At 66.1% G+C, this 15,923-nt stretch carries 11 protein-coding genes; 3 read left to right on the top strand and 8 right to left on the bottom strand.

Features of this window, described 5'->3' with window-relative positions:
- Positions 1 to 41 precede the first annotated feature (41 nt).
- Positions 42 to 512 (top strand): DUF3093 domain-containing protein, encoded by a 471-nt coding sequence (locus AC5RU3_RS06545; RefSeq protein WP_309123790.1) that lies wholly within the window; start codon positions 42 to 44, stop codon positions 510 to 512.
- Positions 513 to 576: 64 nt separating this feature from the next.
- Here AC5RU3_RS06545 and AC5RU3_RS06550 read toward each other — a convergent pair whose 3' ends face one another.
- A complete protein-coding gene (locus AC5RU3_RS06550) occupies positions 577 to 876 on the bottom strand; it encodes a DUF4193 domain-containing protein (protein WP_309072698.1) in 300 nt (99 codons plus the stop codon).
- Between the two features lie 299 nt (positions 877 to 1,175).
- Between AC5RU3_RS06550 and sepH the strand changes: the two genes are divergently transcribed.
- Positions 1,176 to 2,432: a septation protein SepH gene (gene sepH, locus AC5RU3_RS06555; RefSeq protein WP_493965082.1), complete on the top strand. Its 1,257-nt coding sequence runs from the start codon at positions 1,176 to 1,178 to the stop codon at positions 2,430 to 2,432.
- 72 nt (positions 2,433 to 2,504) lie between these two features.
- On the opposite strand, the gene AC5RU3_RS06560 is transcribed toward sepH, so the two are convergent.
- The 4 genes from AC5RU3_RS06560 to AC5RU3_RS06575 form a co-directional block, all read right to left on the bottom strand.
- Positions 2,505 to 3,236, bottom strand: coding sequence for a thymidine kinase (locus AC5RU3_RS06560; RefSeq protein ID WP_493965083.1), 732 nt, complete (start codon positions 3,234 to 3,236; stop codon positions 2,505 to 2,507).
- Between the two features lie 3 nt (positions 3,237 to 3,239).
- Positions 3,240 to 4,433 (bottom strand): alkaline phosphatase family protein, encoded by a 1,194-nt coding sequence (locus AC5RU3_RS06565; RefSeq protein WP_493965084.1) that lies wholly within the window; start codon positions 4,431 to 4,433, stop codon positions 3,240 to 3,242.
- Between the two features lie 8 nt (positions 4,434 to 4,441).
- Positions 4,442 to 5,119, bottom strand: a complete 678-nt coding sequence (locus AC5RU3_RS06570; protein WP_309071355.1) for a DUF5998 family protein — start codon at positions 5,117 to 5,119, stop codon at positions 4,442 to 4,444.
- 72 nt (positions 5,120 to 5,191) lie between these two features.
- Positions 5,192 to 7,903, bottom strand: coding sequence for a bifunctional acetate--CoA ligase family protein/GNAT family N-acetyltransferase (locus tag AC5RU3_RS06575; RefSeq protein ID WP_493965085.1), 2,712 nt, complete (start codon positions 7,901 to 7,903; stop codon positions 5,192 to 5,194).
- A gap of 119 nt (positions 7,904 to 8,022) precedes the next feature.
- On the opposite strand from AC5RU3_RS06575, the gene AC5RU3_RS06580 reads away from it, so the two are divergent.
- The gene (locus AC5RU3_RS06580) at positions 8,023 to 10,509 is read left to right on the top strand and encodes a DNA gyrase/topoisomerase IV subunit A (protein WP_493965086.1); all 2,487 of its coding nucleotides are present in this window, start codon (positions 8,023 to 8,025) and stop codon (positions 10,507 to 10,509) included.
- Positions 10,510 to 10,531: 22 nt separating this feature from the next.
- On the opposite strand, the gene AC5RU3_RS06585 is transcribed toward AC5RU3_RS06580, so the two are convergent.
- The 3 genes from AC5RU3_RS06585 to cydB are packed head-to-tail and all read right to left on the bottom strand — an operon-like array spanning position 10,532 to position 15,907.
- Entirely contained in the window at positions 10,532 to 11,524 is a 993-nt protein-coding gene (locus tag AC5RU3_RS06585; protein ID WP_493965087.1) for a GNAT family N-acetyltransferase, read from the bottom strand.
- Complete coding sequence (cydD, locus tag AC5RU3_RS06590; RefSeq protein ID WP_493965088.1) at positions 11,511 to 14,888, bottom strand: thiol reductant ABC exporter subunit CydD; 3,378 nt, start codon at positions 14,886 to 14,888, stop codon at positions 11,511 to 11,513. The genes AC5RU3_RS06585 and cydD overlap by 14 nt, the downstream gene beginning before the upstream one ends.
- Positions 14,885 to 15,907: a cytochrome d ubiquinol oxidase subunit II gene (gene cydB, locus AC5RU3_RS06595; protein WP_493965089.1), complete on the bottom strand. Its 1,023-nt coding sequence runs from the start codon at positions 15,905 to 15,907 to the stop codon at positions 14,885 to 14,887. The genes cydD and cydB overlap by 4 nt, the downstream gene beginning before the upstream one ends.
- Positions 15,908 to 15,923 lie beyond the last annotated feature (16 nt).

A 15,923-nucleotide genomic window follows, 5' to 3' on the forward strand; every position in this document is an offset into this window, starting at 1 on the left:
TCAGGATGAAAAGCGCCCCGAAAGGTGCTTAGCTAGCTGATATGCCTACAGGATCTGCCGGTGAATCGGTTCTTTATGAAGAGAAGTTGTGGCCGGCGCCGTGGATCTGGATCGTGGTGGCGGGTGCGGCTCTTGCCTCAGTGTTCACCTTCATACCGATCAGCGTTGAGGCAGGCATCATAGCCGCCGTCGTGGTCGCGGCCATTCTGACCACCCTGCTGGTCCTCTCAACTCCGAGTATCAGGGTGACGTCCACCGAGCTGCAGGTGGGCAAAGCGCAGATCGAGCGGAAGTACCTGGGGCGCGTCGAGGCTTTCACCGGAGCCGACGCGACGGCCCAGCGCGGACCAAGGCTCCATGGGAAGGCCTATCTCTGCATTCGAGGCTGGATCTCGCCCGTCGTCAAGATCGTGATCGAGGATGCCGAGGACCCGACGCCCTACTGGTTAACGTCAACGAGGCGGCCCGAGCAGCTGATCGCTGCCCTGACCGCCCCGTCACAAGGAGCCTAGGCGGGACTTCTCCGCCTTCGTTCGTCGACCTCACTTACTGGGCTCCACGTCGCTGGGCCCCGAATCAGCCTTCGCAATCCTTGCAGTAGGCCATACCGTTCTTTTCCTTTGCGATCTGCGAGCGGTGGCGCACCAGGAAGCAGGAAGCGCAGGTGAATTCGTCGGCCTGCGCGGGAAGCACCCGCACCAGCAGTTCTTCGCCGGAGAGGTCGGCGCCCGGAAGTTCGAACCCTTCCGCAGCATCAGCCTCGTCCTCGTCGACAACCGCGGACTGCTTGTCCGTGCGACGCGTCTTCAGCTCCTCAATGGAGTCTTCGCTGAGTTCGTCGTCGGTCTTCCGCGGCGCATCGTAGTCAGTCGCCATAGTTAGTTGTTCACGCTCCGGAGGATGTGGGTGGTGTATCGGTGGACTGTTTGTGGACTGTGGGAGCCACGGTCGAATCGCTACACAGGAACGGTGCGTTATAAGCGCAAGGCTCCTGTCCGTGTCACAACGCTGAAGGGGATCATTTTGTGCCCGTTCCGCAGAGATTGTTGCTGATCGACTTCAATAAAGCGAATCCATGCATAAGTTCCGCGCCACACCAGGGATGAAGTAGGAACGGGACCCTTTGAATGGCAGAGTTTCACCGAAAGTAACGTATGTCGGCTGGAGGGTTTTTCATGCAGGAGCTACGGCTGGTAGGCGTGGATGAGGGCGGAGGTCATCTGCTGCTGAGCGGTGAAGGTGGGACTTCGTTCCGCCTCCCTATCAACGAGGCGCTGCGGATGGCGAGCTCAAGGCCGTCCACGCGTCCGATGCGCCAGGAAACGCCGGTGAGCCCGGACAAGCGTCCGCCGTTGAGCCCCCGGGACATTCAGGCGCGCATCCGGGGTGGTGCGACTGCCCAGGAGATCGTTGACGAAACGGGCGTGGAGTTGCAGCATGTCCTGCGCTACGAGGGTCCGGTACGGGCGGAACGCGACTACATGGCCCAGCTGGCGCAGCGCGTCGAGGTGGCATCCCCGCTGCCCTCCAACGACGGCTACAGGTCCGCGTTCGGGGACAACCCGGCTCAGCTCGACGACATGGTCCGGTACCGGTTGCAGGCCTTTGGAGTGGACCCCGAGACCGCCGAATGGGATGCGTGGCGCAAGCCGGACGGTCTCTGGACCGTCGTCGTCCGGTTTGAACTTCCCACCGGTTCCGCAGCCTCGGTCGGAGAGGAACCGCCCGCCCAGTGGACCTTCAACCCGTCGCGCCGGACAGTGCTGAACGCCAACCGCTGGGCGCAGGTCCTGAGCGAGCTTGAGCCGCTGGACGGGCCGCTCCCCTCACGAAGGCTCAGCGCGGTAGCCGACCGCGTTTTCGACTTCGAAACCGATGCTGCCGTCGAAGAACCAGAGGAATCCGATTCCGATGAGCTGCTCGAAGTGCTTCGCTCACGTCGCGGCCAGCGCCTCGGTGCCGATGAAGACGGCGACGATGCCCTCGCGCTCATGCTCGCAAAGGGACATGTTCCTGCCGCGCATCCCCGCCCCGGCCACGAGGACGCAGACATCAGCGAGGAGCACGGCGTCGCGGCTGAATCCCGGTCCTTCCCCGGGCTGAGCCTTGCTCCGTCCATCTTCGAGGGACAGAACCGAGAAGACACGTACGACGACGGCACGCCGCGTCTGTTCGAAGGCATCAGCACCGATACACGTGAGATCAGCGTTATCGCGAGGCCGCAACCGATCGTCAACGACTCTGCAGCCGCACCAGCCGCTTCCCTTGAGGACAGGCATGCAAGCCACGCAGTGGACCGCTCTCCTGAGCCTGAAGAATCCCATGACGCGGCGCCCAAAGCCACCGACCATTCCGCTGACCGGAAGATTCGTCCCCGGCGTTCGAGCGTCCCAAGCTGGGATGAGATCGTCTTCGGGACCAAGGGCGACTAGCCAGCCAGACCAAGCGGAGGCGCCAGCAGAGGCGACCAACCAAGCGGGATGCTGGACCAACCATGCGGGACGCTAGAGGCGCGCCGCTGCCGGATCGAACGGCAGCGGTACCTCGCTTCCCGCATGTCTGCCGGCCGTCTGAGCGGTAACCCGTCGCATGTGGTGCCTGCGGCAGAGCGTTTCGTAGCCGATGACCGGGCCGGCGGGCGCGTCGAGTTCGTCCAGGCCCCCTCCTGCCAGTCTCGGCTGATGTGGATCAGCTTCAGCGGCCGGCGGTTCCACATCGCCCACCACCATCTGCTCGCCCTCCACTACCATGACGCCGTCCACCGTGCGTGCGTTATGGGTGGCCCGCCGTCCGCACCAGCAGAGCGCCTCGACCTGGAGTACCTGTGTTCTGTCAGCCAGTTCGATGAGCCGCTGCGAGCCGGGGAAGAGCTGGGTGCGGAAGTCGGACGTTATTCCGAACGCAAACACGTCGATATCCATGTCATCAACCACACGCGCGAGCTGCTCGATCTGCTCGGGAGTATAGAACTGGGCCTCGTCGCAGATGAGATAGTCAACGCGTGTCCCGTGGGTTCGCAGTCGTACGAGTTCTTCCCAGAAATCAGTATCCGGGCGGACCTCCACTGCTTCGGTTTTGAGGCCCAGGCGACTGGAGATAATCGACTCGCCGGCCCTGTCATGGGAGCTGAAAAGTAGCCCGCCGCGACCACGCGCACTGTGGTTGTGATCCATCTGGAGTGCGAGCGTGGACTTGCCGCAGTCCATGGTTCCGGAAAAGAACACCAGTTCAGCCATCCGTCAGCGCCCGACTATCCTGGCCGGGCCGGGCCCGGGTTTCTTCAGGGTGAGCAACGGCACCTCGCGTTCGGCGCGCGTGACCGACCCATGCTGGCCAATCACCTGAAGGGCCGAGGCGGGCACCCGGCGGGCGTCGTAGAAGGCCACTGGCTCCCTCGCCGCCACCAGGATGTTCCCGATGCGCGGCACGACGTCCGGCGCAACGCTGCCGAAGTACCCGGCAGCAATCGCCTCCTCACGGGAAAGGATCCAGGCTCGCGCGGCGTGGGCGTTCCGCCACGAAGCCAGGAGTTGTTCCATACCAGCGTCGGGAAGGTCAGGTTCTGTATAGAGGTGGACCATGCGGGGCTCGCCGCCTGTGTGGGCCACGCCGTCAACCAGGTCGGCATCAGCGGAGAAGTCGATCTGTTGCGCTTGTGCCACGTCCACCATGCCGTGATCGGCCGTCAGCAGCAGCAGGGTGTGCGGTGGAAGCTTCGCGGTGAGGGAACGCATGGTCCGGTCGAGGTCCTCGAGCCTGTCCCCCCAGTCCGGCGAGGCGCAGCCGGAGCGGTGCCCCGTCTTGTCCAGGTCGTTCAGGTATAGGTAAACCAGAGCCTGGTCGTTGGCCGTCAACGCCTGGCACACGGCCTGGACGCGGGCTTCGGGAGTGCTGCCCGCGACATAGGCTCCGCCTCGCAGAGCTGCCCGGGTGAGTCCGGAGCCGTCAAAACGGGCAAGTCCGACGCTGGTGACGGACACCTGTTCCGCAACCCTTTCGAACACTGTTCGGTGCGGCTGCCAGCGTTCAGGCCGGACGGCGGCATCCCATCCGCCCAACATGTTCACGATCCTGTCCTGCTCCGGATCGAGAACGTCGTAGCCTACGAGGCCGTGCTGGCCGGGCGGTAGTCCGGTACCGAGCGAGGCGATGGCTGCCGCCGTCGTGCTGGGAAACACGGAGCCGAGCTTGCGCGATGAGTCAAGGAACTGGCGCAGGAAAGGTGCGTGCCCGGAGCGCTGGCGCAGCAGGGCCGCACCGAGCCCGTCCACCAGGACTACGCAGACCTTCCGGGCTGAGGGCAATTCAAGGGTATTGACGAACCCGGGAACCCCGAGGGCTGCGGCGGAACTGGTGAAGACCTCAGCGACCGTTGAGCGGCCATAGGCGGGTGCAGCCGGGAGTGGCTCCCGGTGAAGGGGTGTCGCTGTCACGTGTCGGGTTACCGCCCGTGGTGAGCGCGGCTGAAGCGGGTGGCCAGCCCCGGTTGCCGGCGGTTGGCGCTTGGCTGATTGACGACGACGCCGGCGACAGTGGGATTCGCGGTGCTCACCGTACGCAGGGCGCGGGCGAAGGACTTGGCGTTCTGGACGGCCTGCAGTCCGTCGGCTTCTGCGCTGACACGCAGCACGATGTCTTCCTGGGCGATGGTTCCGGTGTAGCCGTGGTCGGCGTCGCACTGGGGGTCGCCGCAACTGGCGGGTCCCATGTCGAGTCGCTGCCCGCCGGACCACGCGATTCCGAGGGTGAGCTCGCGGGCCGGATCCGATGGCTTGTAGTTCTGCGGCTGGGAGTACAGGTAGCTGAGCACTACGGAGCGGATCTGGCTGACCGGAACCGACTCGGTGGAAACCTGCGCGGTCACCTGTTCCCCGGCGTCGTCCAGTTGCTGGTCATCAACGTGCGTGACCACCAGCATGTCCTCGGTCAGGACAAGGACGGTGATGTGCCGGCGCACTTCCGTGCGTTCGAAGTGGGTTTCCAGGTGGACCACATGGGACAGCGGTTCCCTGCCGTCCAGGGCGTCGTGAACGACGTCGGCCACCAGTCGCGGGTAGAAGCCCGCTCGTTCAAGGGAGGCATCCAGGTCGCGGCGTTCCGCCGACAGCGATGGAGTCATGCTTCCAGTGTGACTTATCGCGGTAGCGCACGCCTAACCGGAAGGCACCCGGCAGCAGGCACCTGCACCGCCTCAGTCGCGCATGGCACGACGCGCGCTGTCGGTGCGCTGCCGGGGATTGCCGACGCTGATTTCAGCATTGAGCACAGCGAGTCCGGCAGGTGAGACAAGGACCGGATTGAAGTACAGCAGGGCGATCTCGGGATGCCGGTCCTTGAGCAGGGCGACGCGCAGAAGCAGTTCTTCGACAGCAGGAATATCCACCGGCGGCAGCCCCTGATAGCCGCGCAGCCGTCTGCTTGCCCGCGGGGTCCTGACCAGCTCGGCAGCGTCCACGGTGGTCAGGGGCGGGATGCCGTGGGCCCAGTCATCGAGCAGGTTGACTGCGTCTCCGGCCAGCCCGAAGGACACCACCGGGCCCAGGAGCGGATCCTCAATGGCCCGGATGACGCAGGCCTGGCCGGCGGGCGCCATGGTCTGGACCTCGAGACCGGGGTCGCCGAACGCTTGCAGTTCGGCACGCATGGCCGCGATTCCGGCACGCAACGCGGGCGCGTCAGCGATGTTGAGCCGGACTCCCCCGAAGTCCAGTCGGTGGCGGAGATTCTCCTCCACCGACTTCAAAGCCACCGGCCACCCGAGCGAATCAGCGGCCTCGACCGCTTCCTCGGGGGAATCGAAGGGAATCGACGGCAGGAGCTCGATTCCGTAGCTAGCCAGCAGTCTGGCGGTTTGGGTGCTGTCCAGACGCCGCAGCCCGACGTCCCTCACGTCGGACAGGGCGTGGCCGAGCACGGCGGCGGCGTTGTCGTCATCGATGCCGTCAATCTCGGCGAAGACACCGTGCTCGCGTTCACGCCACCGGCTGTAGCGAACGACGGCGCCAAGGGCGGACACTGCCGCTCCGGGGCTGCCGAAGCAGGGTACGCCGGCGCCCTCGGCCGGATGTTCCGGCATGGAGGAGCGCCCGTCCCTGTCCGGCCACAGCCCTTCAAGCTGCGCGGCGGAATCGAGCACCCCGGCGAAACAGGCGACCACGGGCTTCCCCGCGGCCGTACCGCATTCGTGCAGCACGGGCAGGATCTGGTCGGGAGCCAGGCCGACCGCGGGGATGAGGGTAAGGACCAGCGAATGGACCGCTGCGTCCTCAAGCGCTTCGCCCAGCGCAGTTCTGAGGGCGGAAAGGGCAACGGACTGGCCCGCATCGAGGTCGAGGTGCGCGTTCATCCGGACGACGTCGAGCTCCTGGGACTCGGCGGCGTCGGCGAGGACCTTGCCCAGCGCAAGTGAGTTGCTGAAGATCGCGACGCCCGGTCCTGACGGGACCGGCTGCCCGACTACGATCTGTGCAACGTCCATCAGCTGCTCGGTAGTTTCGACCCGGATCACGCCGGACTGGCGCAGCATTGCGTCCAGTGCACCGCTCGGTGCCTGTGTTGTCCGAACGGCGTGACCCGGCGGCAGTTGCAGCCCCATGACGTCGGACTTGGCGACGATGACGGGCTTCAGCCGCGACAGCCGGCGGGCGATCCTGGAGAATTTGCGGGGATTGCCGATGGACTCGAGGTAGAGAGCAACTGCACGGGTCTTCGGGTCGTCTTCCCAATACTGCATGGCGTCATTGCCGGAGACATCGGCGCGGTTCCCCGCTGACAGGGCTGAGGACAGGCCAAGGGACCGCCGGCTTGCGGCGGCGTGAAGCATCACGCCGATGGCAGCTGACTGACTGAAGAGCCCCAGCCCTCCGGCTTCCGGCAGGATCGGTGCCATCGACGCGTTCAACCGGACGCCGGGTTCGGTGTTGATGATGCCGAGCGATGCCGGGCCCACCACGCGCATGCCGTAGGAGCGCGCGCTGTGCACCAGGGCGCGCTGGCGTGCCAGCCCATCGCCACCGTCGTCCGCGAAGCCTGCCGTGACCACCAGCAGGCCTTTTACGCCGGCCCGACCGCATTCCTCGGTCACGGCGAGGACCTGATCATACGGAACCGCGATCACTGCGAGATCGACGGGGCCGGGCACCTCCCCGATGGAACCGTAGGCCACCATGCCGTTGAGCTCGAAGGCTTCAGGATTCACCCCGGCGACGGGCCCGGTGTAGCCGCCGTCGACGATGTGCTCGAGGAGTGAGTAGCCCACGCTCCCCCAGCTGCGGCTGGCTCCTATCACCGCAACCGACGACGGCGTCAGCAAGGTCTGCATGCTGCGTGCCTCGGCGCGGTGCTCCCGTGCTTCCATGACCGCGCGGGATCTGTCCGTGGGGTCGATGTTGAAGGTGAGTTCCACCACGCCGTCATCAAAGTGCCGGTCCACCTCGTAGCCTGCTTCGGCGAACACAGTGATCATCTTCCGGTTCTCGGGCAACACCTCGGCGGTGAAGCGCCGGATGCCGTTCTCCCTGGCGGCGGCCGCGAGGTGTTCGAGCAGGATCGATCCCAGTCCCTTGCCCTGGTAAGCGTCCGAGACGTTGAAGGCGACTTCGGCTTCGTCGGGGTCGTCGAGGCGGTCGTAGCGGCCGATGCCGATGATGTCCTGGCCGCGGGTCACCACGAAGGCGACCCGTCCGACGTGGTCAACCTCCGTGAACCGCTTGAGTTCCTTGGCGCTCAAGGAGGACTTGTAGGTGAAGAAGCGGAGGTAGATGGACGCCTGCGACTGCCGCATATGGAAGGCCTGGACGGCGTCCGCGTCGAGGGGCGAAATGGGCCTCAGATGGCCTGTTGAGCCGTCGCGCAACACGACGTCGGCCTCCCAATATTCGGGGTATAGTCCGTCAGCCACCATAGACTCACAGTAGTGGGCGGTTGCGGCTGGCGTCAGCTAAGCACAGTTGCCGCCGGGAGACTGCCGCCGCCAGACTCCACGACTGTTACGCATTCAGCTGCCGAAGGACCCGAAACACCATGGCCAGGCGCCAAGCCACACCACCGGATACGGACTACACCGAGAAGATCATCGACATCGATGTCACCTCCGAGATGGAGGGCTCCTTCCTGGAGTACGCCTACTCGGTCATCTACTCGCGAGCCCTTCCAGATGCCCGTGACGGATTGAAGCCGGTGCAGCGCCGCATCCTGTACATGATGACGGACATGGGTCTGCGACCTGACCGCGGGCACGTGAAATCGGCTCGCGTGGTCGGTGAGGTCATGGGCAAGCTGCATCCCCACGGCGACGCTGCGATCTACGACGCCATGGTGCGAATGGCACAGAACTTTTCGCTCCGGCTTCCGCTGATCGACGGACACGGCAACTTCGGCTCGCTCGATGACGGCCCCGCCGCCGCCCGTTACACCGAGGCGCGGCTCGCCGCAGCAGCGCTCACCATGACTGACCACCTCGGCGAGGATGTCGTCGACTTCGTTCCGAACTACGACAACCAGCTCACGCAGCCGGAGGTCCTCCCTGCGGCGTTCCCTAACCTGCTGGTCAACGGAGCGACGGGCATCGCGGTCGGCATGGCCACGAACATGGCACCGCACAACCTTGGCGAGGTCATCGCGGCGGCCCGGCACCTGATCGACAACCCGGACGCCAGCCTCGAAGACGTCATGCGCTTCGTGCCGGGACCCGACCTCCCGAGCGGCGGCAAGATCGTCGGGCTGGACGGCATCCGGGATGCGTATGCGACCGGACGCGGATCCTTCAAGACCCGAGCCACCGTGGAGGTCGAACAGCTCTCCGCGCGCCGCACCGGTCTGGTGGTCACCGAGCTGCCGTACATGGTGGGCCCGGAAAAGGTGATCGAGAAGATCAAGGACGCCGTCACAGCGAAGAAGCTGCAGGGTATCTCGGACATCGTGGACCTGACCGACCGCACCCACGGGTTGCGCCTGGTCATCGAGCTGAAGAACGGCTTCAACCCCAACGCGGTGCTCGCCCAGCTGTACCGCTATTCGCCGATGGAGGACTCCTTCGGCATCAACAACGTCACACTGGTGGACGGCCAGCCGCGCACGCTCGGGTTGCTGGAGCTGCTGCAGGTGTACATCAGCCACCGCATCTCGGTGGTCCGCCGACGCACCGCCTACCGGCTGGGGAAGAAGAAGGACCGCCTCCACCTGGTGGAAGGCCTGTTGATCGCCATCGTCGACATCGACGAGGTCATCCAGATCATCCGGTCCTCCGACGAGGCCGCGGCAGCCCGCGAGCGGCTCATGGCCATCTATGACCTGACCGAAATCCAGGCAAATTACATCCTCGAACTCCGGCTGCGCCAGCTGACCAAGTACTCGCGGATCGAGCTGGAGAAGGAGCAGGAGGAACTGCGCAGGGAAATCGCCGAGCTCGAAGAGATCCTCGGTTCGGAAGAGAAGCTGCGCGGTCTCGTTTCGGATGAACTCGCTGCAATCTCGGAGCAGTTCGCGACCCCGCGGCGTACGGTGCTGCTTGAGTCCGAGGCCAGCGCACCGCTGAAGGGCACAGTGATGCCCACGCCGGCTGGCAATGGAGCAAAGGCTCCCCTGGCGCTGGAGATCGCGGACGACCCCTGCTGGGTCATCCTGTCGACGTCCGGCCAGCTCGCGCGCACGACCGGTCAGGAGCCCATGTCCGACGGCGGACAACGGGTGAAGCACGATGCCTTCACCTCGGTGGTCGCAACCACTGCGCGGGCGGAGATCGGCGCGCTCACCTCCGCCGGGCGCATGCTGAGGCTGCAGGTCGTGGACATGCCCGCTCTTCCTCCCACGAACGGCATTCCCAATCTGGCCGGCGGGGTTGCAGTCAAGGATTTCATCACTCTGGAGCGCGGTGAATCGCTGGTGGGCCTTGTCCCGCTGGACAAATCCTTCGCGATCGGCACAGCACAGGGAGTGGTCAAGCGGGTCGTTCCGGACTACCCGCTGAACCGGGACGACTGGGAAGCGATCACGCTCAAACCCAAGGACAGCGTGGTGGGACTAGCGGCAGCAGATGACGCCGACGAGCTCGTGTTCATCACCCGACAGGCGCAGCTGCTTCGCTTCGCGGCCTCCGGGGTTCGACCGCAGGGGCGCCTGGCCGGCGGAGTGGCCGGCATAAAGCTCGGGGCAGATGACGCTGTTCTCTTCTTCGGTGCGGTGCGCGGGGCGGATCCTGCCGCCGTCGTCGTTACCATAGCCGCCGGAAGCGAGGCGCTGCCTGGCACCACGCCCGGCTCCGTCAAGGTGACGGAATTCGCCGAATACCCGGCAAAGGGGCGGGCGACAGGCGGTGTGCGCTGCCACCGTTTCCTGAAGGGCGAGGACCATTTGGTGCTGGCCTGGGCCGGGCGTGGACCCGCGCGTGCCGTATCAGCGACCGGCGTAGCGCGGGCGCTTCCCACGGAACATGGACGACGCGACGGTTCAGGAGTTGCGCTCTCCCAGCCGGTCGAGGCGATCGGGCCGAACCCCTTCCCGGAGGGCTAGGACCTTCCGGGGGCGGGTGCGGCTACTCCGGCTGGGCGAGCTGCTTCTCGAACGCCATCGACCGGCGCGTCGGGGTGTATCCCATGCGCTCGTACAGCCCGAGAGCGCCGGAGGGATTCTCCGTGTCCACGCCGAGGGCGGCGTTTTCCATACCGCTTGCCTTGATGCGGCGCATGGCTTCGGCGAGCAGAGCCGGCGCAAGGCGTCGTCCGCGCCAATTCCGGCGCACGCCCAGCAGTTCGGTGTAGCCCTCGTCGTGCCCGACCAGTTCCTTGGATTCCGGATCGTAACTGGCGATCTCGTAGGCGGCGACCTCACCGGATGAGTTGTCAATCACGGCCAGGCTCCAGTCAGCGCGGAACTCGGGGTGCGTCACTGTGAACCGCCAGCTTTCCTCGTCGCGCGGTTCGCTTCCCCAGTGGTCCTGGAACGCTTCATTGTGAGCCAGGCGGATTGCCTCTGAGAGGTCGTCGCTGAAGGTCACGATCTCGAACTCCGGGTCGAGGTCGACCTCCGGGATAGGCTCCGACAGATCCCTCGTCATCTCAGTGAACCACCGGACAACGGTGGCGCCCGCAGACTCCATCAGGGCCTGGTGCCCGGGATTGCTCTCCTCGACATACGAGCGGATGAAACCGCCCGCTATCTCTGCGTCCTCCAGCCGCTTGCGCGCGCGCTCGACCTGCCAATGGTGGATGGATTGGCCGAGACCGCGTCGCCGCCAGGCGGGGTCTACACCGCCGAATACATGCACGAGGTTCGACCCCGGATTGGCACTGATACGTCCGAACGCCCGCGGGATGCCCTCCCCGTCAACTCCGAGGATGGTATCCAGTTCAGGGTTGTTCTTCGAAGCCTGAAGGACTTCCTCGAGATCTGCCCGCTGCTCGATCCAGTCGGGCTTGTCCTCGACGGCCATCCGGCGAAGCAATCCCTCCCATCCGTCGATGTCCGCGTCCGAGATGGGCCGCCAGCTCAGCTGCTGGTCGACGGGCGTCAGGTCAGGAGTAGGCATGATCCCAGCGTAGGTGATTGCCTGCGCCGGCGAGCGCAAGTTCAACGCCGGTGTCACAGGTCAGCGCTTCCTCTCGATCGTGGGTGACGAGGAGCACCGGCCTGTCCCCTACGCCCCCGCGCAGATCGTGCAGAAGCCGGGCGGCGCCGTCGGAATCCAGGTGGGCGGTTGGTTCGTCGAGGATCAAAGCCGGCGCTTCAGTCAACAGTGCGCGGGCCACGGCAAGGCGCTGCCGCTGACCGCCGGAAAGCCGGTTTCCGCCCGCCCCGATCCTTGCATCCAGTCCGCCGCTTCGATCACGCACAGTGCCCGCCAGCCCAACGGCATCCAGTACACGCCACAGCTGTTCGTCGTCGACTGTGCTGTCCGGACCCCGGGCAAGCAGGAGGTTCGCCCGGACGGATGAATCGAACAGGTAGCCTTCCTGCGGACACCAGGCGGCGGGAAGTCCGTCCTCGCGGTGCGCTTCAGGCTTGACCACATACCGGCCGCGGCTGAGGGGAAGGAAACCGAGCAGGGCGCCGATGAGCGTGGACTTACCGCTGCCGGAGGGTCCGGTGAGCGCGGTCCAGGTTCCGCTGCGCAGCTCGAGGGTCACCCCTTCGACTACCGCTTTGCCCGGCTCGTAGCCCACGGCGGCGTCAATCAGCGCAAGCACCGGTGCGTCTGCCCCTGAATGGGACTCAGGGCGCAGCTTTGCCGTACTGCCTCCGTGAGGTGAAGGAGTGAGATGCACGTCGAGCCGCCGGATCACCGCACCGAGCGGCGCCCACTGCTGCACGGCGCTGACGCCGAGCGCGAACGGCTCGATCAGAGCAAGCTGCATCAGCACGACGACGGCGACCACCTCAGCGGATTGCCCGCCTGACCCTGCGAGGATGGCGATCGCGGTGCTCACACAGCCGAGGATCACGAGCGCCTGGCCCGTACCTGCCGCCCAGGAACTTCGCCGCAGGCCGCGGGCGGCGCGAGCTTCAAGGCGCGCAAGCCGGTTGAGGGCACGATCCGTGAGGCCGTTGACGGAGACGTCCCGAGACGCCTGTAGGAGACCGGCCGTTTCGGCAAGTGATGCCGCACGCAGCCCAATGCCTGCCGCCCCCGCCGAGCGCTCCGCCAACAGTGCGGCTGCCGGGGCGGCCACAAGCCCGACGGCGACTGCGAACACTTGCCAGCCCACCGCTTCCGGCAGGAGAAGTGCCGTGGTTGCGACGGCCGCCAGGCCGGTCAGGACGGCGGTGAGGGGTGGGAACACCGCCCGGGCGGCCGTATCGCGAAGCTCATCGATATCTCCCACGAGCCGTTCGATTCCGCCCGAACCGCGCGAAAGCGAACGCCAGGATTCGGCGCGGCCGAGGAGCACCCGCCATAAGCGGAGCCGGATGTCGTCGGCGGTCCGCAGAATGCTCTCGTGCAACCACAGCCGCTCGCAGTACCGCAGCAGTGACCGGCCGATGCCGAAGAAACGGACACCGACGATGGCTGCCAGCAGATACAGAATAGGAGGCTGCTCCGAGGCACGGACGATCAGCCATCCGGAAAGCGCCGTGAGTGCCACAGCGAATGCCGACGACCCCGTTCCAAAGGCGAGTGCGGCGAGGAATCGCGGCGACCAGGGACGCACCAGCGCAAGCGTGCGTCTCAGGGTGGAGACGGAAGCAACAGCCCCCGTTCGCACGATAGCGTCCGCGTCCTGATCAACAGGCGTGGCGTTCCCTACCGCGTCGGTTCCCCGACGGCGATTGGGCGGCGCATCGCCGGGTTCGCCGGCCGGATCAGAGGAGGCGACCGACGGCGCAAGATCGACCGTGTGGTCAGCGAGCTGCGCTGTGTCGCGGTCATGCGCGATAAGCACGACCGTCACCTTTCCCCTCAGCTTTCTGACGGTGCGGCGGATAACGTTCGAGGTGTCAGCGTCGACATGGGCAGTGGGCTCGTCAAGAAGCAGTGTTCCGCCGTCGGGCCCGATCCGCAGCAGTGCGCGGGCCAGGGCCAGGCGCCGAAGCTCGCCCGGGCTCAGTTCACCGGTGGACTTGTCCAGCAAGTGCAGAGCGCCGACGGCCGCGAGGGCCTCCCGGAGTACATCGTCGTCGGCGTCGGAATGCGCGTAGAAAGCGAGTTCACCGCGAACGGTGTCCATCAACGGTTCCGGATGCTGCGGCACCCAGGCCAGCGGGTCCTGAATTGACCGGACGACGCCGTCGGGCTGGAGTCCGGGTTGGGGCATGCCGGCGAGCAGGCCCATCAGGGTCGATTTGCCCGAACCGCTCGGGCCCCGCAGGGCGGTGATGCTTCCGGGCTCGAGGGTGACGGTGAGGTTGCGTATGATGGGCGCCTCGGCGCCCTCGAAGCGCAGCGTGAGGTTTTCGGTTCCGGCGGGGGCGCCGTCGTGCCTGGGGCTTTCCCGGTGTGACCTCCGTGGAGCGTCGATGATGCCGCGCACGGCGCGCCCTGCTTCCAGCCCGTCGTCACTGGCGTGGTGCGCGGCGCCCACGTCCCGCAGAGGCAGGTAACACTCCGGCGCAAGGATGAGGGCCAGCAGCCCTACCTCGAGTCCCACATCGCCGTGGATGAGGCGCACACCGACGAAGACGGCGACCACCGCCACCGAGATGGTGCTGATCAGCTCAAGGGCAAGCGAGGACAGGAAAGCCACACGAAGGGTTTCCATGGTGCGTTTCGAGTAGCCGGCCCCGATGTCCTGCAGTGCCCGCGTCTGGGCGCTGGCACGGCCGAGCCCGACGAGTGCGGGGAGGCCACGGGCCAACTCGAGCAGGTGGTCCGAGAGCCTGTCCAGGGACGCTCTTGCCTCGGCGGTCCGGTCCTGTGTGTGCCAGCCGATGAGCACCATGAATACCGGAACCAGCGGAATGGTCACCACGATGATGACGGCGCTCACCCAGTCAGCGAACAGGATGCGCGCACCCACCAGTAGGGGCACGACGGCGCAGGTCATCAGAGCCGGCAGGTACTGGGTGTGGTACTTGTCGAGGCCGTCGAGGCCGCGTGTGAGGAGCACGCTGAGAGCTCCGGTGCCCTGCTTACCGTCCGGGGAACCGCCGTCGGCGAGCACGCGCTTCAACGCTTCGTGGCGCAACTGCTCCTTGACGCCATGGGCCAGGCGTTGCGCGATCCCTTGTTGCGCCCACGCTGCCGCGGCGCGGAGCACTGCACCGGCAAGACCGAGCCACAGCAGGTCCTCAGGAGGCACGGTCCCACCCGCGAGAGCCGCGATACCCCGGGCAACAGCCTCCGCCACCAGGATGAGGCCCGCCGCCCGGACCGCTGCGATGACACCTAGCAGGTAGACGGGCCGGACCGGAACAGAGGTGCCCGCAGGCCCCCGGGCCAGCAGCCGCTCAATCACAGCGGAACCACGGAGTGTGCGTCTGGAATGCTCTGCTCGGTGACACGCTTCCGGAAGACCCAGTAGGTCCATCCCTGGTAGGCGAGGACGAGCGGAACGCCGAAGGCAGCGACGATGCTCATCAGACCGAGCGTGTACGGCGAACTGGACGCATTCTCGACCGAGAGGTTGAACGCCTCATCGAGCGTTGACGGCAGCACCACGGGGTAGACGGAGCCGAAGATGCACGCGAGCGACGCGGCCAGTGCCGCACCCAGCCAGCTGAAGCCCCAGCCGTCGCGCCCGGCCCGCTGGGCGAACCATGATGCGGCCGCGGCGCCCACGGCGGCAAGAAGGAGGAGACCTGTCCACGCCGTTCCGTCGGCGATGTACACCCGGGCGGCCCACACCAGCAACGGTACGACGGCGACCGGCAGCGTCCGCAGCAGCAGCCCGCGTGCCCGCTCACGGATCGGCCCGTCGGTTTTCAGCACGAGAAACGCCAGCGCGTGCACGAGACAGAACAGCACGACGGCGGCCGCGCCGAGGAGCGCGTCGAACGTCAGCCACACGAACGGCCCGCCCACCCGGTCACCGTTCTCGTTCAGGGGTAGACCGGTGGTGGTCAGGGCGAGGGCCGCCCCGATCCCGGCCGCCGACGTGAAGGAGCCGAGGAAGATTGCGAGGTCCCAGCGCTGCCGCCACTGGTCGTTGTTCATCTTGCCCCGGTACTCAAATGCCACCGCCCGGAAGATAAGGCCGAGCAGCACAAGGACGAAGGGGACGTAGAGGGTGGAGAGCAGCGAGGCGTACCAGAGCGGGAAGGCGGCAAGGGTGGCGCCGATCGCGGTGACCAACCAGACCTCGTTGCCGTCCCAGACGGGACCGACGGTGTTGAGGAGAAGCCTGCGTTCCCTGTCCGTCCGCGCGAAAAGCTTCATCAGCATGCCGACGCCGAGGTCGAACCCCTCGAGGAAGAGGTAGCCGGTCCACAGCACGGCGACCAGGGTGAACCAGATGGTGGGGAGCAGCTCGCTCATGCTTGAAGGTCCTTTC

Source organism: Arthrobacter sp. MDB1-55 (genome assembly GCF_059092925.1).